At 65.0% G+C, this 22758-nt stretch carries 24 protein-coding genes; 11 read left to right on the top strand and 13 right to left on the bottom strand.

What is annotated here, in order from left to right:
- Window positions 1-172: 172 nt before the first annotated feature.
- Complete coding sequence (locus I6F20_RS03975) at window positions 173-403, top strand: hypothetical protein (protein ID WP_249786448.1); 231 nt, start codon at window positions 173-175, stop codon at window positions 401-403.
- Between the two features lie 234 nt (window positions 404-637).
- Here the strand turns inward: I6F20_RS03975 and I6F20_RS03970 are convergent, their stop codons facing one another.
- The 3 genes from I6F20_RS03970 to I6F20_RS03960 all read right to left on the bottom strand — a co-directional run bounded on the left by I6F20_RS03970 (window position 638) and on the right by I6F20_RS03960 (window position 2884).
- Window positions 638-1177: an REP-associated tyrosine transposase gene (locus I6F20_RS03970; RefSeq protein ID WP_225125149.1), complete on the bottom strand. Its 540-nt coding sequence runs from the start codon at window positions 1175-1177 to the stop codon at window positions 638-640.
- A 138-nt stretch (window positions 1178-1315) separates the two neighbouring features.
- Window positions 1316-2089, bottom strand: coding sequence for a gamma-glutamyl-gamma-aminobutyrate hydrolase family protein (locus tag I6F20_RS03965; protein WP_036025392.1), 774 nt, complete (start codon window positions 2087-2089; stop codon window positions 1316-1318).
- Window positions 2090-2179: 90 nt separating this feature from the next.
- Window positions 2180-2884 (bottom strand): hypothetical protein, encoded by a 705-nt coding sequence (locus I6F20_RS03960; protein WP_225125148.1) that lies wholly within the window; start codon window positions 2882-2884, stop codon window positions 2180-2182.
- Window positions 2885-3234: 350 nt separating this feature from the next.
- Between I6F20_RS03960 and I6F20_RS03955 the strand changes: the two genes are divergently transcribed.
- On the top strand, window positions 3235-4386 hold the full coding sequence (locus I6F20_RS03955; RefSeq protein WP_225125147.1) for an AI-2E family transporter: 1152 nt from the start codon (window positions 3235-3237) through the stop codon (window positions 4384-4386).
- A gap of 81 nt (window positions 4387-4467) precedes the next feature.
- On the opposite strand, the gene I6F20_RS03950 is transcribed toward I6F20_RS03955, so the two are convergent.
- The 6 genes from I6F20_RS03950 to I6F20_RS03925 form a co-directional block, all read right to left on the bottom strand.
- Window positions 4468-4764: an antibiotic biosynthesis monooxygenase family protein gene (locus I6F20_RS03950; protein WP_225125146.1), complete on the bottom strand. Its 297-nt coding sequence runs from the start codon at window positions 4762-4764 to the stop codon at window positions 4468-4470.
- 101 nt (window positions 4765-4865) lie between these two features.
- Window positions 4866-5102: a hypothetical protein gene (locus I6F20_RS03945; protein WP_036010312.1), complete on the bottom strand. Its 237-nt coding sequence runs from the start codon at window positions 5100-5102 to the stop codon at window positions 4866-4868.
- Between the two features lie 59 nt (window positions 5103-5161).
- Window positions 5162-6382: a GGDEF domain-containing protein gene (locus tag I6F20_RS03940; protein WP_225125145.1), complete on the bottom strand. Its 1221-nt coding sequence runs from the start codon at window positions 6380-6382 to the stop codon at window positions 5162-5164.
- A gap of 229 nt (window positions 6383-6611) precedes the next feature.
- Entirely contained in the window at window positions 6612-7091 is a 480-nt protein-coding gene (gene rpsI / locus I6F20_RS03935) for a 30S ribosomal protein S9 (RefSeq protein WP_018642439.1), read from the bottom strand.
- A 1-nt stretch (window position 7092) separates the two neighbouring features.
- Window positions 7093-7557, bottom strand: a complete 465-nt coding sequence (gene rplM / locus I6F20_RS03930; protein ID WP_018642440.1) for a 50S ribosomal protein L13 — start codon at window positions 7555-7557, stop codon at window positions 7093-7095.
- Between the two features lie 158 nt (window positions 7558-7715).
- Entirely contained in the window at window positions 7716-8144 is a 429-nt protein-coding gene (locus I6F20_RS03925) for a PaaI family thioesterase (protein ID WP_036010317.1), read from the bottom strand.
- Window positions 8145-8228: 84 nt separating this feature from the next.
- Here I6F20_RS03925 and I6F20_RS03920 point away from each other — a divergent pair, with 84 nt between their 5' ends.
- From I6F20_RS03920 to I6F20_RS03905, 4 genes are all read left to right on the top strand, one after another.
- On the top strand, window positions 8229-9053 hold the full coding sequence (locus I6F20_RS03920) for an enoyl-CoA hydratase (protein ID WP_036010319.1): 825 nt from the start codon (window positions 8229-8231) through the stop codon (window positions 9051-9053).
- 26 nt (window positions 9054-9079) lie between these two features.
- Window positions 9080-9664, top strand: coding sequence for a CoA-binding protein (locus tag I6F20_RS03915; RefSeq protein ID WP_036010322.1), 585 nt, complete (start codon window positions 9080-9082; stop codon window positions 9662-9664).
- 150 nt (window positions 9665-9814) lie between these two features.
- Window positions 9815-11095, top strand: coding sequence for an O-acetylhomoserine aminocarboxypropyltransferase (locus tag I6F20_RS03910; RefSeq protein WP_225125144.1), 1281 nt, complete (start codon window positions 9815-9817; stop codon window positions 11093-11095).
- A 106-nt stretch (window positions 11096-11201) separates the two neighbouring features.
- Complete coding sequence (locus tag I6F20_RS03905) at window positions 11202-11546, top strand: hypothetical protein (protein ID WP_036025406.1); 345 nt, start codon at window positions 11202-11204, stop codon at window positions 11544-11546.
- A gap of 19 nt (window positions 11547-11565) precedes the next feature.
- Here the strand turns inward: I6F20_RS03905 and I6F20_RS03900 are convergent, their stop codons facing one another.
- The gene (locus I6F20_RS03900) at window positions 11566-12648 is read right to left on the bottom strand and encodes a COX15/CtaA family protein (protein ID WP_225125143.1); all 1083 of its coding nucleotides are present in this window, start codon (window positions 12646-12648) and stop codon (window positions 11566-11568) included.
- A 110-nt stretch (window positions 12649-12758) separates the two neighbouring features.
- On the opposite strand from I6F20_RS03900, the gene I6F20_RS03895 reads away from it, so the two are divergent.
- Complete coding sequence (locus I6F20_RS03895; protein ID WP_036010340.1) at window positions 12759-12980, top strand: DUF2842 domain-containing protein; 222 nt, start codon at window positions 12759-12761, stop codon at window positions 12978-12980.
- On the opposite strand, the gene I6F20_RS03890 is transcribed toward I6F20_RS03895, so the two are convergent.
- Window positions 12964-14010, bottom strand: coding sequence for a polysaccharide deacetylase family protein (locus I6F20_RS03890; protein ID WP_225125142.1), 1047 nt, complete (start codon window positions 14008-14010; stop codon window positions 12964-12966). The two genes, I6F20_RS03895 and I6F20_RS03890, sit on opposite strands and share 17 nt — an antisense overlap.
- Window positions 14011-14138: 128 nt before the next feature.
- Between I6F20_RS03890 and I6F20_RS03885 the strand changes: the two genes are divergently transcribed.
- A complete protein-coding gene (locus tag I6F20_RS03885; RefSeq protein WP_225125141.1) occupies window positions 14139-15320 on the top strand; it encodes a GNAT family N-acetyltransferase in 1182 nt (393 codons plus the stop codon).
- A gap of 186 nt (window positions 15321-15506) precedes the next feature.
- Here the strand turns inward: I6F20_RS03885 and I6F20_RS03880 are convergent, their stop codons facing one another.
- Window positions 15507-17852 (bottom strand): GumC family protein, encoded by a 2346-nt coding sequence (locus I6F20_RS03880; RefSeq protein ID WP_225125140.1) that lies wholly within the window; start codon window positions 17850-17852, stop codon window positions 15507-15509.
- Window positions 17853-18053: 201 nt separating this feature from the next.
- Here I6F20_RS03880 and I6F20_RS03875 point away from each other — a divergent pair, with 201 nt between their 5' ends.
- From I6F20_RS03875 to I6F20_RS03865, 3 genes are all read left to right on the top strand, one after another.
- Window positions 18054-19187, top strand: coding sequence for a glycosyltransferase family 4 protein (locus I6F20_RS03875; protein ID WP_036025444.1), 1134 nt, complete (start codon window positions 18054-18056; stop codon window positions 19185-19187).
- 118 nt (window positions 19188-19305) lie between these two features.
- Window positions 19306-20856 (top strand): undecaprenyl-phosphate glucose phosphotransferase, encoded by a 1551-nt coding sequence (locus tag I6F20_RS03870; protein WP_225125139.1) that lies wholly within the window; start codon window positions 19306-19308, stop codon window positions 20854-20856.
- Between the two features lie 155 nt (window positions 20857-21011).
- Window positions 21012-22268 (top strand): O-antigen ligase family protein, encoded by a 1257-nt coding sequence (locus I6F20_RS03865; RefSeq protein ID WP_225125138.1) that lies wholly within the window; start codon window positions 21012-21014, stop codon window positions 22266-22268.
- Here I6F20_RS03865 and I6F20_RS03860 read toward each other — a convergent pair.
- Window positions 22237-22713, bottom strand: a complete 477-nt coding sequence (locus I6F20_RS03860) for a MarR family winged helix-turn-helix transcriptional regulator (RefSeq protein WP_225125332.1) — start codon at window positions 22711-22713, stop codon at window positions 22237-22239. The two genes, I6F20_RS03865 and I6F20_RS03860, sit on opposite strands and share 32 nt — an antisense overlap.
- Between the last annotated feature and the right edge of the window lie 45 nt (window positions 22714-22758).

The raw sequence follows: 22758 nt of genomic DNA, 5'->3' as shown, positions 1-22758 counted from the left end.
AGCATATGGTAATTCTTCTCATGAACCTCAATGCTGCGCGTGGAGATCAACGTTGCGATTGTGCAACGCAATGGGAATGCCCATGCAGGATTGCCGATGCGCTCGGCCTCGGCGAGCGTACGTTGAACCGAAAATTCCAGGACTCACGCACGAGCCGCCGCAATCCTTCATCATGCGCAGCCGTGTCGAGCACGCGCGCACCCTGCTGGAATCGACGACGCAGCCGATCAAGACGATCGCGCGCGCTGCCGGCTATGAGGATGAGAGCAGCTTCCGCAAGCTGACACTGATGTCACGCAATCCTATCGTGCGCGACGGATGGAGCGGGCGGTGTGAGGCTGGTGCCGTTGGCATGACCGATGGACGCAGTCCGGTCGCGGCGCTCTCGCTGGGCACAGCCTGAGCGCATCTACGATTCAACACGGTAGAGAAATTTTGCGCCACGGAGCGGCCATCAGCTTTCGTTCTGCATCTGACTCCAATTCGTTCTCAAAGAACAAATCAGAGCCGCAAAAACCAGGACGGAGCAATTCCTACTGATTGGTTTACTCCGTCGGAAATTCGGGATGCACCTTGGATAAACAGTCCTCGTAGGGCGGATTAGCCGAAGGCGTAATCCACCTACTGCGTGCGACGCTCACGCACGTTCGCCAAAGTTACCATCCGCGTTGCTATCTCCTGCCCAATCCGCCGGAAACAGTCCGGCCTCGACATCTCGGTGAAATGACGAATGCGGCCAATCCAACACGCGGGTCACATATCCGTGCTTGACTGGTTTGATGTAGCAATACTCGATATGGCGTGCATAGTCGGTTTCGTCGCGGATGAGGTGCTCCCAGAACCGGTTCTGCCATACGCCACGCTCCCGTCTTGCGATCTGTACAGCGGTTAACGGCTCTGTCTTCGGCAGGGACTTCGCGAAGCGCATTTTGATCAATCTCCACCGCATCGAAAAGTCGGCATCGCCGCGGGAAAGCGTCCAGACCGCATGAAGGTGGTCCGGAAGCACGACAAACGCATCGATAGTGAACGAATAGTCCCGACGGGTCGCTGCAACGGCCGCGCGCAGCGCTGCGATGTGCTCGACGAGCAGCCGCTGCCTACGATCATGAAGATTGACCGTGAAGAACCAGCAGCCACCTGGAATAAATGCACGGCGGCATTGCAGCTGCCCCATGAACTAAAGATGGCGGATTACGCCTTCGGCTAATCCGCCCTACTCAGTCCAAGCCGAGTGCGCAACGTGGCAGAAGCTGGATTCCCGGCTCTGCGCCGCAACGCTCCGCGTTGCAGCTGGTCCGGGACACGACCGCGGCTACGCCTCCGCCTTCTGCCTTGTCACCAGCGCCTCGCCAAAGGCCTCGAACAGCTTGCGGTTGATCGGATTGTGCTGCGGGTCGTACTCCGCGTGCCATTGCACGCCGAGGGCAAAGCTCGGGGCTTCCGCGATGCGGATCGCCTCGATGGTGCCGTCCTCGGCGATGCCTTCGATCAGCACGCGCTTGCCGGGATCGAGGATGCCCTGTCCATGCAGCGAATTGACCCGGATCTTCTCGCAGCCGAGGATCGTGGCGAAGGCGCCGCCGGGCGTCAGCTCGACGTCGTGACGGTCGGCGAACACCACGGTCGGATCGGGATGGATCTCGCCGTTCTCGAGCCGGGGCATGCGGTGGTTCATGCGGCCGGGGATCTCGCGGATCTCGGGATGCAGCGAGCCGCCGAAGGCGACGTTCATCTCCTGCAGGCCGCGGCAAATGCCGAACAGCGGAATGCCGCGGGCGACGCAGGCGACCGAAAGGGCCAGCGCGACCTCGTCGCGGTGGATGTCGTAGGGCTCGTGCTTCTCGCAGGGATCGACGTTGAAGCGGGTCGGGTGAACGTTGGCCCGGGCCCCTGTGAGGATGATGCCGTCGACGGTATCGAGCAGCGCCGGGATATCCGTGATGTCGGGGGCTCCAGCGAACATCAACGGCAAGCCGCCGGAGACTTCGGCCACGGCGCGCAGGTTTCGCTCGCCAACCATCTGGACCTGAAATCGATTCTCGACGCGATAGGAATTCCCGATCACGCCGACGACCGGCTTTCTCATCTGTCGTTCCGCGCCTCCCGATAAGAAGATTCCCCAAAGATGCCCCTCCGATGGAACAAATTCAACAGAGGGGATCGCGGGACGGCAATGCTATTTTCGCGCAAATGCCTCCCGGGCGTCCAACCCGCCCTCCACGGGCAGACCCGCGGCCCTCAGCGCAATTGCCGCTGTCTCGCCCGGCGCGGTCAGCCAGGGAAGCTTGGCCTCGATTCCGCGCGTCACGGGCTCCCCGAGCACGCCTCCGAAGTCGATCGGCCAGAACCCGTTGGGCACCACCTCGGCGGAGAAGCCGCGGATCGCATAGCCCTCGCCCAGGATTGCCTCTGCCTTGTCGCTGGCGACAAGGCGCGCGGTGTTGGGATCCCCGAGATCGCCAAAGCTCACGAGCACGGGGGTGAGCTCCCCTTGCACCGGGACAACGCCGGACTGCCGGCTCATGTCCTTGAACGACACCCGGTTGCCGCGCGCGGCGCCATAGGCGCGGAGCGCCACATAGTTGATGTCGTCGAGGTCGAGCTTGGCGCCCTGCTGGTGCGCCAGCAAGACCACGATGTTCTTGCCTTGGCCGAGATCGACGAACACGGCCTCCCCGCGCGTCGTGGTGCGGCCGCTGCGGTTATAGTTGCGATCGGGCACGACAGCGAGAATGGCCGACCCGGTCTTGATCCCGGCGGGCGTCGTCACCTCGACCGTTAGGCGGTATTTGTGGTCCGGCCGGTTGATCCGGATCTGGTCGCCGCCGACGAGCAAAGCCAACAGCCCGAGCAGACCGGCCCACTTGCTGATAACGCCCAAGCGCTCCTCACTTCCTTTTCGCCACCGCTCTGCACCGTTCGCGCGGCAGCGTCAAACCGGCGCGTTGCCGCTCTTGATCGCGGGGCTATCGGGGCTTTTCCCTGCAGTCATCCTTCGAGACGCCCGCTTTAGGCGGGCTCCTCAGGATGAGGGCGGAGTGCGTGGCTACAGTTTCAACAGGCACTGATCCAGATTAGCCTCATCCTGAGGAGGCGCGTAAGCGCCGTCTCGAAGGACGAGGCGTGCGCGCAGGCCGCCGCCAAAAGTGATCTGCGATAGCCCTGCTCTTGATCGGAAGCGTGATTGTCGAAAGAGTGCCCCCATTGCAGCCACCAAAGACAGGATACGATGTGACCTTTCCCGCAGATGAACGATCCCGCTCCCGTGCCGACCTCGCGCTGGATCAGGCCTGGGCGGTCGCGGCCGGAGGCATCGGCGTCGTGCTGTTCACCGCGCTGCTCGCCTTCACCTGGTATTTTGCCGCCACCCTGCTGCTGATCTTCACCGGCATGCTGCTCGGCCTCGGTCTCAACGCTCTGGTCAATGCGCTCGGCCGCCGGGTCCAGCTGCCTCACACGATCCGGCTTGCAATCGTCTGCGTTGCGCTCGCTTTGCTGCTCGCGGGCGTCGCCTATCTCGGCGGCGCCACCATTGCCGAACAGGCCTCGCTGCTGAGCAAGACCATCAAGTCGCAGATCACCAATGTCAGGTCGCTGCTCGAAAGCCACGGCATCGACACCAGCTTCTTCGACCTCGGCAACGCTGCCTCGGACCCCGCCGCCAACGCGTCCTCGGAGGCAACGCCCGCGCCGGCAACGCCTTCGCGCGCTCCGCTGCCCAGTGCCGGCACGCTCGCCTCCAGCGGCGGTGCGATCGTGAGCCAGACATTCAAACTGCTGCTCGGCACCATCCACGGCGTCGGCAACATCTTCATCGTGCTGTTCCTGGGCCTGGCCTTCGCCGCCCAGCCCAGCGTCTATCATGACGGCCTGCTGTTCCTGGCACCGGCGCGGCACCGTACCCGTGTCGCCCTGGTCATCGACCGTATCGCTGAAACGCTCGAGCGCTGGCTGATCGCCCAGATCATCGTCATGATCGCGGTCGGTGTCGTAACCTGGATCGGACTTGCCGTCATCGGCATCCCCGGCGCGTTCATCCTAGGAATCCAGGCGGGCCTGCTCGCCTTCGTCCCCACGGTGGGAGCCATCATCGCCGGCGTCATCGTGGTGTTGGCGAGCCTCGCCTCCGGCTGGATCCCCGCTTTGTCGGCATTTCTGCTGTTCATGGGCGTGCACGCCATGGAAAGCTACGTGCTGACGCCGATCCTGCAGCGCCAGGCACTCGACATCCCGCCGGCCACGCTGTTCGCGTTCCAGATCCTGCTGGGCGTCGTGTTCGGCATCTGGGGCCTGGCGCTGGCGCTCCCGCTGGTCGCGATCGCCAAGGTCATGATCGACCATGTCAAGACCTACGAGGCGTCGCCTCTCGCGGAGGCGGCCTAGAGCATGATCCGGACCCGGAGGACCGCGTTAGCGCAAAGTGTGGAGCGGTTTCCGATAAGATCATGCTCCCGAGATAAAGCCTCAGGTCGTCAGCACGGTCTCGGTGTGCTCGACCTCGGGAGGCGCGGCAAAATACTGGCCGACCAGGCTGCGCCATTCCGTGAAATTCTCTGAGCCGCGGAAGTCCACAGTGTGGTTCTCCAGCGTCGCCCATTTCACCATCAGCCGGTAACGCTGCGGCTTCTCGATCGACTTGTGCAGCTCGAAGCCGTGAAAGCCCTTGGAGCGGCCGAAAGCGGCCTTGGCCTTGGCAACGGCGGCCTCAAAATCCTTCTCGCTGCCCGGCTTGACGTCAATTTGCGCGATCTCGGTGATCATCGGCTTTCCACCCTTTTTGTTGATGGCCGTGTCTACCGCAGATGGCGACAAAGAAAAAGGCGCTGAAGCGGCGCCCTGCCCGGTCTGGAAATGCAGGCCTGTCAGGCGAACAGCAGGACCGTGCCCGCGACGATCAGCGCACAACCCGCGAACAACACGAACGGCCAGTAGCTGCGTTGCTGCGTGTAGCGGCCTTGCGCACGACGCTCGGTGATCAGCGCGCTCTCGTATTCGTCCGCAGTGGAGAACAGACAGGCGAAACCACCGCGGGCCGAGGCAGCTTCGGCTTCGAGCGACATCAGGGCGGCTTGCGGATTCCGTCGACGGATCGATTCCATGACCACGATGGTAGGGATCGAATGGTAAACAGAGATTTACCGCAAGCCCGCCTGCATTCTCACGCGGTGGCCGGGCGCGCCTGCGGTGTGCCGGTGCGCGCCGCGCTCTGGCGGCGCCAGTTCTCCAGCGACAGCGGCAGCTCCTCGGCCGCTTCGACGCGGTTGCGGCCGCCGCGCTTGGCCTGGTAGAGCGCGGTGTCCGCCGAGGCCAGCAGCACCTCGAGCTCGGTGCCGGCCGGACCTCCGGCAACGCCGATGCTGACGGTGGTATCGACGGGGCCTTCGTCGACGACGACGCCGGAGGTCTCGAACGCCTCGCGCACGCGCTCGGCGACCAGCACGCCCTCCTCCAGCGAGCACGGCAACAGCGCGGCGAACTCCTCGCCGCCGATGCGGCCCGACAGGTCGGAGATGCGCAAATTGCTGACCACGACGGTGGAGAACAGCTTCAGCATCTCGTCGCCGGCGGGATGGCCGAAGCGGTCGTTGATCGATTTGAAATGGTCGATGTCGAAGATCATCACGGTCACCGGCCGCCCGGCCTTGGCCTCGCGCTCGATCACGCGCGCACAGGCCTCCGAGAAGCCGCGCCGGTTGAGCATGCCGGTCAAGGGATCGGTCGACGCCGCCGTCCGGTGCGCGGTGACGGTGCGTTCCGACACCAGCATGAAGATCACGAACACGGTACCGACGGCGTAGAGAATGAGCTCGACCGCGAACACGGTGACCCAGATGCTCGAGGAGAAGCCGGCATCATGCGGGCGCAGGAAGCTGCCGATCAGGATCGGCAGCATCAACACGCAGCCGTGCATCACCGGCATCACGAAGGCGGGCCAGCGCCGTTGCACGCTCTTGCGCCGTTCGGTCCAGAGCTCGCTCGCAGTCAACGCCGCGTACACCGAGACGATGCCAGCACCGACGAGCATGCGCAGCATCGATGCCGTGGGATCGAGCAGCGTCGCAGCAGCGACCCAGGCGAGCGCGCCGAGCACGAGCCCCGGCCAGTTCGGGTTGCGGCCGTGGAAGACGCGCGCCGCGTTCCAGACCATGCCGCAGGCGACGAAACCGACCGCGTTCAATGCAAGGTAAATGTGCGGCCCCAGCCTGTCGCCCGCCGCGGTCCATAGTGCGACGGAGGCGGCACCGAGCAGATAGGCGGTGCCCCACCATTTCAGCGCCGGGCTGTTCTCCTGCTTGCCGAAAAATACCATCATGGCGCCGAGCAGTGCGGCGACCATGGTGGCGACCAAATAGAGCGTGATGCTATCGAGCGACATCATGTCGGCCCCCTCTAGAACATAGCAGTTACGCGATCGGCCCAGCCGATTTGCGCGCCCTTCCGAAGGCGACGCTAGGTCTCGCGGGTTCCATTCAGGTTTTCGCCGGTCCCTAAGTTTTCGGGAAACACGCCATCAATTTGCATACAAACGAACAACAAAAAGGGCGCTGAAATCAGCGCCCTTTTGCATCTCATTGAAGCCGCTTTCGCGGCGAATGCGATAAAAGCGATTAACGCTTCGAGAACTGGAAGGACCGGCGGGCCTTGGCCTTGCCGTACTTCTTGCGCTCGACCACGCGCGAGTCGCGGGTGAGGAAGCCGCCCTTCTTGAGCACGGAGCGCAGCTCCGGCTCGAAATAGGTGAGCGCCTTGGAGATGCCGTGACGGACCGCGCCGGCCTGGCCGGACAGGCCGCCGCCGGCGACGGTGCAGATCACGTCGTACTGGCCCGAACGCTGGGCCACGGAGAACGGCTGCTCGATCATCATGCGCAGCACGGGACGGGCGAAATAGACCTCGACCTCGCGCGAGTTGACGGTGACCTTGCCGGCGCCCGGCTTGATCCAGACGCGGGCGACCGCGTCCTTGCGCTTGCCGGTGGCGTAAGCGCGGTTGAACTTGTCGACCTTCTTCTCGTGCTTGGGCGCCTCGGGCGCGGCCGCCGTCTTGAGCTGCGAGAGCTGGTCGAGCGACTGAATGGATTCGGCCATGTTATGCGGCCCTCGTGTTCTTGCGGTTCAACTTGGCGATATCGATCTTCTCGGGCTGCTGCGCCTCGTGCGGATGATCGGCGCCGCCGTAGACACGGAGGTTACCCATCTGCACGCGGCCGAGCGGACCACGCGGGATCATGCGCTCGACGGCCTTCTCGAGCACGCGCTCGGGATGACGGCCTTCGAGGATCTGGCGCGCGGTGCGCTCCTTGACGTGGCCGACATAGCCGGTGTGCTTGTAGTAGGTCTTCTGCTCGCGCTTGCGACCGGTGAGGACCGCATGCTGCGCGTTGATGATGATGACGTTGTCGCCGCAATCGACGTGCGGGGTGTAGGTCGGGAGGTGCTTGCCGCGCAGGCGCATGGCGACGATGGTGGCGAGGCGGCCGACGACCAGACCCTTGGCGTCGATCAGCACCCACTTCTTCGTCACCTCAGCCGGCTTTGCCGAAAAGGTTTTCATGTCGGAGTTTCCGTGGACGGGAGATATCGGCGCGAACACCGCACCAGACTGCGCGCGGTTCTAGAGAAGAGCGGCGCAACGGTCAATGCCTCAGAGATGAAATTAATTACGTAAAATCAATGGCTTAAAAATAAGGTACGACAATACCTGCGAAAACCTCAAACATTTGGAATGGAATAGGTCGAGGTGACATGAGCGATCGGATCCGGCGAGGTGCCGGACAGCAGCTTCACCTCCCCGACCGCCAACCGTTTGCCGAGCTTGAGCAGTCGCGCCTCCGCCAGCACGTCCTGGCCGGGCTGGCCCTTGCGCAGGAAGTTGATGTTGAGATTGGTGGTCACGGCGAGTCCGATCGGCCCGATGGCAGACAGCAGCACCACGTACATGGCGAAATCCGCGAGCGCCATCAGCGTCGGCCCGGACACGGTTCCGCCCGGTCGCAGCATCTTTTCGCTGTAGCGCTGCCGCAGAAGGCAGGTCTGTCCGTCCGCGCTTTCGATCGTGATGTCGTCGCCGCTGAAGGCCTGGGGAAACTCGTGGCGGAGGAACTGCTCGAGCTCCGCCACGCTCATTTTCGCTGCCGCCATGCTGTTCCCACCCTCGCTTCACCTGCCCTGTTACATTAAGTTAGCTGCGTCATTCAAATGCAATAATCCAACGGAAACGCTTCGATGTCCGTTCAGGCCGCCCGCGCCCCCACCCCGCAACCGCCGATCCTGCTGCGCGAGATCGTCGGCAGCGTCGCCGTGCTCACGCTGAACCGACCAGCCGCGCGCAACAGCCTTTCCGAGGCGATGATCGGACAGCTGCATGCGAGCCTAAACGCAATCGCGGAAGACAAGCACATCCGCGCGGCCGTCATCGCGGCCAACGGCCCCGCTTTTTCCGCCGGCCACGACATAAAGGAACTGACCGCGCGCCGCACCGATCCGGATCGGGGTCGGGCTTATTTTGCGCAGATCATGACGGCCTGCAGCGCGATGATGCAGGCGGTCGTGCATCTGCCGAAGCCCGTGGTCGCGGCCGTCCAGGGCATCGCAACCGCCGCCGGCTGCCAGCTCGTCGCCAGCTGCGATCTTGCGATCGCATCGCACGAGGCGAAGTTCGCCACACCCGGCGTCGATATCGGCCTGTTCTGCTCGACCCCGATGGTGGCGCTGTCGCGCAACGTGCCGCGCAAACAGGCCATGGAGATGCTGCTGACGGGCGAGCCTGTCACGGCCGAGCGCGCCCGCGACATCGGGCTCGTCAACCGCGTCGTTCCCGCCGGCACCGAACTCGGCGCCGCGATCGAGCTCGCGCAACAGGTCGCGTTGAAATCCGCCTACACGATCAAGCTCGGCAAGGAGGCCTTCTACCGCCAGGCCGAGATGAGCCTTGCAGACGCCTATCGCTATGCCGCAGAGGTGATGACCGAGAACATGATGGCGCGCGACGCCGAGGAAGGCATCGGCGCCTTCATCGAGAAGCGCACGCCGACATGGCGGGATGAATGACCCCCGCCAACAAGAAAAGATAAGTGATGAACCACGACGCCTATCCCGACAATTACATCCGCGGCATCCTCAACAGCGTGAAATCGATCGCGATGGTCGGGGCATCACCGGTCAATGTGCGGCCGAGCTATTTCGCGTTCAAATACCTGATGCAGCGCGGCTACGACATGATCCCGGTCAATCCCGGCCATGTCGGCAAGGAGCTGCTCGGAAAGCCGTTCGTCGCATCACTGTCGGATATCGGCCGCCCCGTCGACATGGTCGACATCTTCCGCAACTCCAGCCACATCATGCCCGTCGTCGAGGAGGCGCTCACGCTCGACCCGCTGCCGAAGGTGATCTGGATGCAGCTCGGCGCGCGCGACGATGCGGCAGCCGCGAAAGCGGAATCAGTCGGGATCAAGGTGGTCATGAACCGCTGCCCCAAGATCGAATATGGCCGCCTGTCGTCAGAAATCTCCTGGATGGGCGTGAATTCGCGCACGCTCAGCTCCAAGCGCGCGCCGGCGCCGACGCAGGGCATGAGGCTGTCCCTCAATCGGATGAGTGTCGGCGGTGGCGACACCGCCGCATCGGATCGCGCTGCGAAGAACAAGAGCGAGCAAAGCTGACGCGATTGCGAAGGCTTCGTTTCGCAAACGCGACAATGCGCAGCACGATCGTTCCCAAAATGATTCCGATGTGACGCCGCGCCTTGACGGCGGGCACGGCGCCGATCAGCATGCCGCACGAATTTCAGGCCACAAGAACAGGACGCCCAAATGAGCGATCGCCTTCCGGGATTTTCAACGCTCGCCGTGCATGCCGGTGCACAGCCCGACCCCACCACCGGCGCGCGCGCGACTCCGATTTATCAAACGACCTCTTTCGTCTTCAACGATGCCGATCACGCCGCCTCGCTGTTCGGCCTGCAGGCGTTCGGCAATATCTATACCCGCATCGGCAATCCCACCAATGCGGTGCTGGAAGAGCGCGTCGCCGCACTCGAAGGCGGCACGGCCGCGCTCGCGGTCGCTTCCGGCCATGCCGCGCAGGTCGTGGTGCTGCAGCAGCTGCTTCAGCCCGGCGACGAATTCATCGCCGCGCGAAAGCTCTATGGCGGCTCGATCAACCAGTTCACGCACGCCTTCAAGAGCTTTGGCTGGAACGTGGTGTGGGCCGATCCCGACGATATCGCGAGCTTCGAGCGTGCGGTGACGCCGCGCACGAAAGCGATCTTCATCGAGTCCATCGCCAACCCCGCCGGCAGCATCACCGACATCGAGGCGATCTCGACCGTGGCGCGCAAGGCGGGCGTGCCGCTGATTGTCGACAACACGCTAGCCTCGCCCTATCTGATCCGTCCGATCGACCACGGCGCTGACATCGTCGTGCACTCGCTGACGAAATTCCTGGGCGGCCACGGCAACTCGCTCGGCGGCATCATCGTCGATGCCGGCACCTTCGACTGGTCCACGGGCGGCAAGTACCCCATGCTCTCGGAGCCGCGCCCGGAATATCACGGCATCCGGCTGCAGGAGACCTTCGGCAATTTCGCCTTCGCGATCGCCTGCCGCGTGCTCGGCCTGCGCGACCTCGGCCCGGCGTTGTCGCCGTTCAACGCCTTCATGATCCTGACCGGCATCGAGACTCTGCCGCTGCGCATGCAGAAGCACTGCGACAATGCCAAAGCCGTTGCCGAATACCTCGCGGGACATCCGGCGGTGGCCTCGGTGAGCTATGCCGGGCTGCCGAGCGACAAGTACAATCAGCTCGCGCGCAAATACGCACCAAAGGGCGCCGGCGCGGTGTTCACCTTCAGCCTGAAGGGCGGCTATGACGCCGGAGTCAGCCTGGTGTCGAAGCTGCAGCTGTTCTCGCACCTCGCCAATGTCGGCGACACCCGCTCGCTGGTGATCCATCCGGCCTCGACCACGCACAGCCAGCTCGACGACGCCGCCAAGATCAAGTCCGGCGCCGGCCCGAACGTGGTCCGGATCTCGGTCGGTATCGAGGACAAGGAAGACCTGATCGCGGATCTGGAACAGGCGCTGGGGGCGTAGCGCCTGGGAACGACGGCGGCCGTTTTGGCCGCCGTCGGTTAATCCTCATTAACCATATCTGCCTCATACATCGTGCTTGGATCGCCCCTTTGATTCGGAGCCGACGATGCTGCGCTGGATGGTGCCCGCTCTGGCTGTGATGCTAACGGCCTCGGCGGCCATTGCCGCCGATCTGCCGGCGACGCCGAAGCGGCGCGCGGCCGGGCCGCCGCAGGACCCACCTCAGGTCTATGTCGAAACCGATCCGGATGCGCTGATCTCGCCGGCCTACGGCATCGGCAGCTACATCCGCAACCTGCCGGGCACGCCGCTGCTGCCGGGCTCCCACACCTTGCCTGGCTATTACGGCCGCCCCTGGAGCTACGATTATCAGGGCGCCTATTACGGCGGGAAACAGGTCGATTATTTCTGGCGCCTGCCCTATGCGTGCGGCGTCTACGGCTATTGCTGATCAGCCGGGCTGATGGTGATCAGCCGGGCTGCCCCACGGGGACCGCGCGCGGCTGCGCCTGCACAGACTGCCGTGACGCCAGCCGCTCCACCTGCATCACTGCCAGCGTCAACACCACGATCGCAACCGCCTGGTGGGTCAGCGCGAGATCGATCGGCACCTGGTTGAGCAGCGTGAGGATGCCGAGCACCGCCTGCACGCTCACCGCCGCGAACAGCCACAACGCGCCGCTCGCGGCCGCACCTGCACGCGAGCGCACCGCGTCGATCGCATGCAGCAGCGCCAGCACGATCAACACGTAGGCGGTCATGCGGTGCTCGAACTGCACCGTCAGCACATTGTCGAACATGTTGCGCCACCACGGCGTCTCGAACCACAGCCGTTCCGCCGAGGGGATGAGCGCCCCATCGATCTCAGGCCAGGTGTTGTAGGCCCGCCCGGCACGCAAGCCCGCGACCAGCGCACCGAAATAGATCTGCACGAAGGTCACCGCGAGCAGCACCGCGCTCGTGAACCGCAGCCGAGCCGGCGCCGCGATCTGCCGCCGCTGCTCGAGCCGCCGCACCGTCCAGACGATCCCCGCGAAAATCAGGAGCGCGAGCGAAAGATGCGTCGCCAGCCGATATTGCGACACCTCGGTGCGTTCCGTCAGGCCCGAGGCCACCATCCACCAGCCGACCGCCCCCTGGAGGCCGCCGAGCGCAAACAGCAGCCACAGCCTGCGCTTCAGCTCACCCGACAGTCCGCCGCGCCAGAGGAAGAACAGGAACGGCAGCAGATAGGCGACGCCGATGAAGCGGCCGAGCAGCCGGTGGCTCCACTCCCACCAGAAGATCGTCTTGAACTCGGACAGGCTCATGCCTGAATTCAGCTCGCGATATTGCGGGATCTTCTTGTAGGCCTCGAACGCCTCGGCCCATGCCGCTTCCGACAGCGGCGGAACACTGCCCGCGACCGGCTTCCATTCGACGATCGATAGGCCCGATTCCGTCAGCCGTGTCGCACCGCCAACCAGCACCATCAGTGCGATCAGCGCGGCCACACAGATCAGCCACCAGCGCACGGCGCGATGCGGCTCGGATGGGGCGGAATTCGTCGTCATTTCAAGGACAAAACCAAGCCTGTGGCGAAGAGACTTGAACCCGGTTGAGTGCCCCTTATAGTCCCCCGCTCCCGCAGCGCAAGTAACGCGACAGCCTTAAAGTTCCCGCCATGACGATCCGCACCCGCAAGTTCCTCGGCGCCATCCTGCTCCTGGTGCTGGCCACCGTTTGGGCCCTGCTCGGCATGGCGGCGGCGCAGATGCCGTGGATCGCCGAATCCGGCTGGCGGCAGGCGATCTACTACGTCGTGGTCGGCATGGGCTGGGTGCTGCCGGCGATGCCGATCGTGAGCTGGATGCAGCGGCCCGATCGCCTCAGGTCTGGCTCGTAGCGCTCCCGGTCGGCCGCACCGGCGCAAAAGCGGCGCCCGACACCAGCACGCGCAGCATCCGCAGCGAGCGCACCCGCCCGTCCCAGGAGATCCGCGGCAGCGCGCGCAAGTTCGTCCGTCCCTCCGCCTCCACGATGCCCGGGATCGTCGAGGCCGCGCTGGCGAAGCCCGCCTGCTCCGCCATCACGACGTGGCTGCGCCGGAACGAAGCGCGGTCGCCGAACGGATAGGCGAAATGCCTGATCTCGCGGTTGAAAGCCGATTCCGCCACGGCCTTGCCCATCGTCATCTCGCGCAGTGCGGCCGCGGCCTTCATGTTGGCCAGCATCGGATAGTTCACCGTTGCGCTGCCGATCGTCACGAGCGGATCGCCGGCGAGCCTGGCGAGGTCCTCCCAATCCATCGACGCCTCGCGCGAGAGCGCGGCGAGGTCGATCCGGTAGCGCGTACAGAGATCGGCGATCGCGGCCGACAGATCCGCCGGCGGCAGCGAGCGCAGCCAGCTCTCCAGATGCGAGAACAGCGCCTGCTTCCCGGCCTTGTCGGCGACCGTGAAGCGCTGCTCCTTGTCGCCCATCATCAGGTCGATGCGGCTCTCGCGCGCGATCACCTGCTCCAGGGCGAGCCACCAAGCCTCGCCGACGCCGTCGGGAAAAGCGGTCGGCACATAGATCGTAAAAGGCACGGCGTGACGCGCCAGCACTGGATAGGCGAAGGTGATGAGATCCTTGCCGGCGCCATCGAAGGTCAGCGCCACGAAGCGACGCTTCTCCGGCAGCATCACCGCGCGCCGGCAGACCTCGTCCATGCCGAGAAAATCGTAGTTCCACCGCTTCAGCGCGCGGATGGCGCGATCGAGGAATTGCGGCGTAATCTCGTGCTCGCGCAGCGGCTGAAATCCGCGCCGCCGAGGCCGCACGTAGCGGAAACGCAGGATGGCGCCGGCACCGCGACTGCGCAGCATGGCCTGGCCGGTGAACCAGGCCAGCTCGAGGCGCAGCCGTTCCAACCGTCTGTCGTCGGAAGCCAAAATCCCACCCTTCGCGCGCGCCGGCGGTCAGTTCCCTCGCCCCAGTCATTACCCTTTGTTGACCTTTGTTTGCAAAGGTCGGCCACGGGCCGAAATACGTATTTTCGATTTCTCGACAGGTTTCGCGAATGACCATGGCTGCGGCGATGCAAAGCCGGACGGCAGAAGCGCCAGCGCGGTCGAGAGCGAGCCGTATCGCGCGAGTGGAGATCGTCACGGATCTCGCCGAGGCCGAGGCGGTCTGGCGCGGCTTCGAGGCGAGCGGCCATCTCTTCACGCCCTACCAGCGCTTCGACCTGCTCGATCCATGGCAGCGGCTGGTCGGCGCCCGTGAAGGTGCCCGGCCGTTCATTGTGATCGCCCGCGACGCCGATCGGCGCCCGCTCCTGCTGCTGCCGCTCTCGCTGCGGCAGGGCCACGGCGTGCGCACCGCCGGCTTCATGGGCGGCAAGCACACCACCTTCAACATGGGCCTGTGGAACGCCGAGTTCGCAGCCGAGGCCGCCAGCGCCGATCTCGATGCACTGCTTGCGCCGCTCGGCGAGCACGCCGACGTGCTCGCACTGACACAGCAGCCCGAGCGCTGGCACGACCAGCAAAACCCGTTTGCAGCCCTGCCGCGGCAGCGCCCGATCAACGGTTGCCCGCGACTGGTGATGGAGCCGGGCGGCCCGCCGGCCTCGCGGATCAGCAATTCCCTCCGCCGCCGCCTCAAGAGCAAGGAGAAGAAGCTTCAGTCCCTCGCCGGCTACCGCTATCACCTGGCGACGTCGGACGCAGACATCATCCGCCTGCTCGACTGGTTCTTCCGTGTCAAGCCGGCGCGGATGGCGGAGCAGAAGCTGCCGAACGTCTTCGCCGAACCCGGCGTCGAGCAGTTCGTCCGCAGCGCCTGCCTCGCGCCGCGCGGCGAAGGTCATGTCATCGACATCCATGCGCTGGAATGCGACGAGGAGGTGATCGCGATCTTCGCCGGCGTCGCCGACGGCGAGCGCTTCTCGATGATGTTCAACACCTACACGATGTCCGAGCACGCCCGCTACAGCCCCGGCCTGATCCTGATGCGCTACATCATCGACCGCTACGGCGAACGCGGCTACCGCTCGCTCGACCTCGGCATCGGCTCGGACGATTACAAGCGGATGTTCTGCAAGGACGACGAGGCGATCTTCGACAGCTTCGTCCCCCTGACCTCGCGCGGCAAGCTCGCGGCCATGGCGATGTCCTCGCTCAGCCACGGCAAGCGGCTGGTGAAGCAGAACCAGATGCTGTTCGACATGGCCCGCCGGCTACGGCAGGCGTTCGGGTAGCTCTTTCCACTTGCACGGCTGTCTTCCCTTCTCCCCTTGTGGGAGAAGGTGGCGCGAAGCGCCGGATGAGGGGTATGCCTCCGCGAGCTCGAATGGAAAGGTGAACTCGCGGAGAGATACCCCTCACCCGTCTCGCCGCTAACGCGGCGAGCCACCCTCTCCCACAAGGGGAGAGGGTAAGAAAGCCTACGCCGCCACCACGCGCGGCGTCTCGGCGGCATCGGACGGCTGCACCGGCTTGCTCAGCATCGCCACCGCGCTGAAGCCGACGGCTCTAAGCTGCTCGCACATCTGCGCGCGCGCATCCGCCGCCATCGACGCATCGGGCACCACGACGGCGCGGGCATGGGCCGTCAACAGGTCGGCCGGCAGGTCCGAGGCGCTGCCGGCGTCGATCAGCACGTGATCGTAAGCCCGCAGCAGCGCGTCGATCGCGAGTGCGACGCGCGGCGACTGCAGCAGGCTGCGGTCGAAGCCGGGACGGCCGGCCATCACCAGATGCAGCCGCGACAGCTTGTCCCGGGTGATGACTTGCGCGAACGAGGCCTCGCCCTGCATCAGCTCGGCAAGGCCGGGAGCCTGCGCATCGGCGGAGACTGCGGCAATGGTCGGCGAGGAGGCGGCGAGATCGACCACGACGACGCGTGCATCGCGCGCCAGGTTCCGCGCCAGCGTCAGCGTCGACAGCGTGATGGCGTCGCCCGGCGCCGTGCCGAGCACCGTAACCTTCTTGGCCGCAGCGCCCGCGGCACGCAGATCGTCGGCCAGACGCTCGATCTCGGCGAATTCACTCGTATCCAAATCGGCCGCCATCTCCGGCTGCAGCGGCGCGGGCTCCGCCAACACCGGATCGAGCATTGGTTCGCCGCCCCTTTCGACCACGGGCTCGATGGCCCGCTGAACGACCAGCGGCTCCTGGCGCACCGGCGTCTGCGCGGAGCCCATTGCCGCGCCCGGCGCGGTCTGGCGCAGCAACTCGCCGGTGACGACGACGCCGGACGAGAGCAGCAGCGTTGCGATCGTTGCGATCAGCACGATCGGCAGCTTCTTCGGATAGGCCGGCGTGTTCGAGACGATGGCGCGCGAGATGATGCGGCCGTCAGTCGGCGCGGTGTCGATGGTCTCGCGGGTGTTGGCCTCGCGGTACTTGGCAAGATAGGTCTCGAGCAGATCACGCTGCGCCTTGGCCTCGCGCTCCAGCGCGCGGAGCTGGACGTCCTGGCCGTTGGTGGAGGCCGCCTGCTTCTTGAGCTGCTCGAGGCTCACGGTGAGGCCATCGACCCGGCCGCTGGCGATGCGGGCGTCGTTCTCGAGCGAGCGTGAGATCTTGGCGGCTTCATCGCGGATCTGATTATCGAGGTCGCCGAGCTGAGCCTTCAGCTCCTTGATGCGGGGATGATTGCCGAGCAGCGTCGACGATTGCTCGGCGAGCTGCGCCCGCAGCGTCACCCTCTGCTCCGACAGCCGGCGCATCAATTCGGAGTTCACGACCTCGGACGCCTCGATCGGCTTGCCGCTCTGGAGCATCTCCTTGATCAGCCGTGCCTTGGATTCCGCATCCGCCTTCATCGAGCGCGCATTGTTGAGCTGGGTATTGACCTCGCCCATCTGCTGGTTCGACAGCGTGGTGTTGTTGGTTCCGACGAACAGGCTGGACTTGGAACGGAAGTCCTCGACCCGCGCCTCGGCGTCCGAGACCTTCTTGCGCAAACTCTCGATCTCGCCGGCCAGCCATTGGCTGGCGTTCTTGGCCTGCTCCTGGCGCGCGGCCTGCTGCAGCACGAGATAGCCGTCGGCGATCGAGTTGGCGACGCGCGCGGCGAGCTCGGGATCGGCGGACTGGAATTCGACCACGATCACGCGCGACTTGTCGACGGCGTAGGCCGAAAGTCGCTCGTAATAGGAATCGAGCACGCGCTCTTCCGGCGTCATCGCGAACGGATCGCGGACGATACCGACGAGCGCGGCAAGCGACTTCAGCGGCGAGATGCCCTGCAGCACCGGGTCGAATTCGGGGCGCTCGGCGAGCTTGTTCTTCTTGATGATCTCGCGCGCCAGATCGCGCGACAGCACCAGTTGCACCTGGCTGGTGACGGCCTCGGCATCGAGCGCCTGCCGCTCCTCGGTGCGGTCGCTGTTCGGACGCAGGAACACGTTCTCGCGGCCGTCGATCAGAATCCGGGTTTCAGATTTGTAGCGCGGCGTGACGAGATTGACGATGGCGAGCGAGGCAACGAGCGCCAGCACCGTCGGCACGATGACCCAGCCGCGCTTGCGCGCCAGGGCCGCACCGAGCGCGTGCAGGTCGATGTCGCCGGATTCGACCTGCCCAGGCTTGGCGATGACGGGCGCGGGCTTCGCTTCGGGCTTCGCTTCGATCTTGGCCTCAACCTTGGCTTCGATCTTTTCGGCTTCCGCTTCGCGCTTTTCAGCCTTCGCTTCGCTCTTGGGCGCAGCTTCGCCTTTGGACTTCGCGACGGCCCGCGCGATCACAGCCTTGTCCTTGCCGGCACGCCAGAACGCTAAACGCATCGAACACTCCCGCAGGGCAATGCTGCGACTCTACCTCAACCGGGGCGATTACACTCCATTAAGGTTGCCGCTGGGTTAATCGTGACGACCCGCGCCTTGTGCACGTCGACCCGTCACCGTTTGTTAACCACGAGGCCCCTTAATCCATCTCGATTTTTCACGAGAATTGTTCGGCAAGTCGCCGTCGAGCTGGTTTTGATCATGCCCCCCTCTCCCGACCGGCCGCTTCGCATCCTTCACGCCGTGCGCGCTCCGGTCGGCGGCATCTTCCGCCACATCCTCGACGTCGCCAACGGCCAGGTCGACCGCGGCCATCATGTCGGCATCCTCGCCGACAGCCTCACCGGCGGCGAGCGCGCCGACAAGGCGCTGACCGAGCTTGCGCCGCGCCTGAAGCTCGGCGTCCACCGCATGGCGATCCGCCGCGAGCCGTCGCCCGATGACGTCCTGGTATGGCTCCGAATGCGGCGGCTCATCGCCACGCTCAAGCCCGACGTGCTGCACGGCCACGGCGCCAAGGCCGGTGCCTTCATCCGCATGCGGCGGCGCTCTGACGACACGATCCGGATCTACACCCCGCATGGCGGCTCGCTGCATTATCCGCTCAACACCTTCAAAGGCGAGTTCTACGCGCGGCTCGAACGCGCGCTGATGGACTCCACGGACCTGTTCCTGTTCGAGAGTGCCTTTGCGCGCGACACCTATCAGCGTATCGTCGGCACGCCCAAGGGCGTGGTGCATTGCGTCTTCAACGGCGTGACGCCGGAGGAATTCGAGCCGGTCATCACCGCCGAGGATGCGACCGACCTGTGCTATGTCGGCGAGTTCAGGCACATCAAGGGCGCCGACCTGCTGGTCGATGCCGTGGCGCGCCTGCACGAGGGCGGCAAGAAGGTCACGCTCACGCTCGGCGGCGACGGCGAGGAGACGGCCGCGCTGAAGGCGCAGGTCGAGCGGCTCGGCCTGGCGAACGCCATCCGCTTCATCGGTCACGTCAAGGCGCGCTACGGCTTCTCCAAGGGGCGGCTGCTCGTCGTCCCCTCGCGCGGCGATTCCATGCCTTATGTCGTGATCGAGGCCGGGGCCGCGGGCATTCCGATGATCGCATCCAAGATCGGCGGCATTCCCGAGATCCTGGGCGTCGACAGCCCCGCACTGTTCGGCCCGAGCGATCCCGAGGCCATGGCGGAGGCGATCGCCTCAGCGCTGGACGATCCGCAAACCACCGCGCAACGCGCACTTTCCTTGCGCGAGCGCATCTCGGCGCACTTCTCGCAAGCCGCGATGGTCGAGGGCGTGCTCGCCGGCTATCGCGACGCATTTGCCAATCATTAACCATCCTTAAGTCCAGCTTTAGAGAATCTTCCGATTTGTTCGATAATCGAAGCGCCAGGGTATGCTTGCCCGGGCGCGCAATGCCGTGCCGCGGGTTCTGGAATGGACGTGAACGCCCGTGGAACCGCTCAACGCACGCTCGATGCTCGATGCCGCGGCCAGCGCTGCGGCAAAGCCTGCTGACCAGCCCTTCGTGGAGCGCCGTCGCCGGCTCTCGCCTGCCGCGCTCGACGTCGTCAACCAGAAGGTCGCCCGCGCCTATTCGCCGATCGTGATCGCCGGCTTCGTGCGCCTTGCCGATTTCGCGCTGCTGAGCCTCGTCGGCATCGCAATCTATCTCGGCTACGTCATGCCGCTCGCGGGGGCGTTCAGCTGGATCTATCCAGCCGAGGTCATCGCCGTCGCCATCGCCGCCGTGGTCTGCTTCCAGGCTGCCGACATCTACCAGGTGCAGCTGTTCCGTGGTCAGCTCCGGCAGATGACGCGGATGATCTCGTCCTGGTCGTTCGTCTTCCTGCTCTTCATCGGCATCTCCTTCTTCGCCAAGTTCGGCAGCGAAATCTCGCGGCTGTGGCTCGCCGCCTTCTACTTCCTCGGACTCGCCGCGTTGGTTGCCGAGCGCCTGGTGCTGCGCGCGCTGGTCCGCGCCTGGGCGCGCCAGGGCCGGCTCGACCGCCGCACCATCATCGTCGGCTCCGACAGCAACGGCGAGCAGCTGGTCGAGGCGCTGAAGGCGCAGGAGGATTCCGACATCCACGTGCTCGGCGTGTTCGACGATCGCAACGACAGCCGCGCGCTCGACACCTGCGCCGGCGCGCGCAAGCTCGGCAAGGTCGACGACATCGTCGAGTTCGCCCGCCGCACCCGCGTCGACCTCGTGCTGTTCGCGCTGCCGATCTCGGCGGAGACCCGCATCCTGGAGATGCTGAAGAAGCTCTGGGTGCTGCCGGTCGATATCCGCCTCTCCGCGCACACCAACAAGCTGCGCTTCCGGCCCCGCTCCTATTCCTATCTCGGCGAGGTGCCGACGCTCGACGTGTTCGAGGCGCCGATCACCGATTGGGACCTGGTGATGAAATGGCTGTTCGACCGTATTGTCGGCAGCCTTGCGCTGCTCGCAGCCCTGCCGGTGATGGCGTTGGTTGCGCTCGCGGTGAAGCTCGACAGCCCCGGCCCGGTGCTGTTCCGACAGAAGCGGTTCGGCTTCAACAACGAGCGCATCGACGTCTACAAGTTCCGCTCGATGAACCACCATCAGGCCGACCCGACCGCCTCGAAGGTGGTGACCAAGAACGATCCGCGCGTTACCCGCGTCGGCCGCTTCATCCGCAAGACCAGCCTGGACGAACTGCCGCAGCTCTTCAACGTGGTGTTTTCAGGCAATCTGTCGCTGGTCGGCCCGCGCCCGCATGCGGTGCAGGGCAAGCTGCAGAGCCGGCTGTTCGACGAAGCCGTGGACGGCTATTTCGCCCGCCACCGCGTCAAGCCGGGCATCACCGGTTGGGCCCAGATCAACGGCTGGCGCGGCGAGATCGACAACGAAGAGAAGATCCAGAAGCGCGTCGAGTTCGACCTCTATTACATCGAGAACTGGTCGGTGCTGTTCGACTTCGTCATTCTCCTGAAGACGCCGGTCTCGCTGCTGACCAAGAACGAGAACGCGTATTGAGTTTCTCTGTCATGCCCCGCGTAGGCGGGGCATCCAGTACTCCGTAGCGCCAGTGGTTTCCACGATAGGCGCCGCGGAGTACTGGATCGCCCGGTCAAGCCGGGCGATGACGGCTGTGTTGTGGCGCATGAGTTGCGTAAGCGTATGAGCGTGTGATGGCGTATGCGGCGACAGCCGGTGGAGTGAACGCAGCCGCAACGGCCGCGCCCGGCGTGCTGGCGTTGCAGCGCGCGCTGGTGTGGCTGGTCGGCGCCTCTGGCGCCATCGTCTTCATCGAGCCGAGCCCTTACGAGATCGCGACGCTGCTCGCGACCGTCACCTTTTTCGCCACCGGCCTGCGCCTGCGTCTCGTGCTGATGCCGCTGCTGTTGATGCTGATCCTGCTCAATGTCGGCTACACCATCAGCGCGATTCCGCTGTACGAGCGGACGGAGGTGGTGAGCTGGATCGCGACCTCCTGGTACATGGCGGTGACCGTATTGTTCTTCGCCATGGTCATCTCCGAGGACACCGAGGCCCGGCTCGACATGCTGCGCCGCGGCCTCGTGGTCGGCGCGATGATTGCCTCGCTGCTGGCGATCGCCGGCTACTTCCACCTGGTTCCCGGCGGCAACGAGCTCTTGACGCTCTACGGCCGCGCGCGCGGCACCTTCAAGGACCCGAACGTGCTCGGCGCCTACCTGATCCTGCCGGCGCTGTTCGCGCTTCAGAGCGTGGTCTCCGATAAACTGGCCAAGGCATTCCGCAACGTCATCGCCTTCGGCATCATGTCGCTGGCGATCCTGCTCGCCTTCTCGCGTGCGGCCTGGGGCGGCCTGGTGCTGACCTCCGCCTTCATGCTGGCGCTGATGGTGCTGACCAGCCGCACCAACGCACAGCGCTCGCGCATCGTCATCATGGCAATCGTTGCCGCGGTGCTTGGCCTCGCGCTGATCGCCGTGCTGCTGTCGTTCGATTCCACGGCCGAGATGTTCAAGCAGCGCGCGAGCTTCGACCAGAGCTATGACGAAGGCCGCTTCGGCCGGTTCGGCCGGCACATCCTGGGGGCGGAGATGGCGCTCGACCTGCCGTTCGGCATCGGTCCACTGCAATTCAACCGCTACTTCCCCGAGGATACCCACAACTCCTACCTCAACGCCTTCATGTCCGGCGGCTGGCTCTCCGGCGTGTGCTATCCCGCGCTGGTCTTCACCACCGTCATCATGGGTTTCCGCCACGTCTTCGTCCGTGTGCCGTGGCAGCGCGCCTATCTCGCGATTTTTTCCGCCTTTCTCGGCACCGTCGGCGAAAGCCTGGTGATCGACACCGACCACTGGCGGCACTTCTGGATGATGCTGGGCGCTGTGTGGGGCATGATCGCGGCCGCGCAGGTCTACAAGCTCAGGTCCGGCGAGGACGCTTCTTCAGCTTGAGATCCGGCCGCTTTTCCGGCGGCGTGTCGAGCAGACCTTTCAGTGCCTCGGTCGCCGCGAGCGTGCCCTTGTATGCTTCATTGGAGAAGCGAAGCAGCAGCCGCAATTCCTCGTCGGAATAGCCGTTGCAGACGTTCTCCATCGCCTGCTGCATCGGCACGTAATACTGGCCGAGGCCGGCGATCGCCTCCGGCACGACCGCGATGAAGACCTTGCGACGATCCTTCTCGTCTCTTTCGCGCCGCACCAGGCCCGCCTTTTCGAGCCGGTCGACAACACCGGTGATGGCACCGGTGGTCAGGCCGGTGACCTCGGCGAGCCGCCCTGCCGTGACGCGGCCTTCGAGATACAGGATGTCCATGCATTCGAGATCGGAATTGGCAATTCCGGCAACGTTGGCAACGGTCTGTCCGTAGAGCACGCCCTGCGCGGAGGACCTGCGCATGGCGTCCTCGAGTTCCTGCAGCAGCGCAGCGCGCGCCTTCGTCCT

Source organism: Bradyrhizobium sp. IC3123 (genome assembly GCF_020193625.1).
Taxonomy (GTDB): domain Bacteria; phylum Pseudomonadota; class Alphaproteobacteria; order Rhizobiales; family Xanthobacteraceae; genus Bradyrhizobium; species Bradyrhizobium yuanmingense.
The sequence above is the reverse complement of the archived record's forward strand: the minus strand, read 5'-3'. Positions and strand labels throughout refer to the sequence as shown.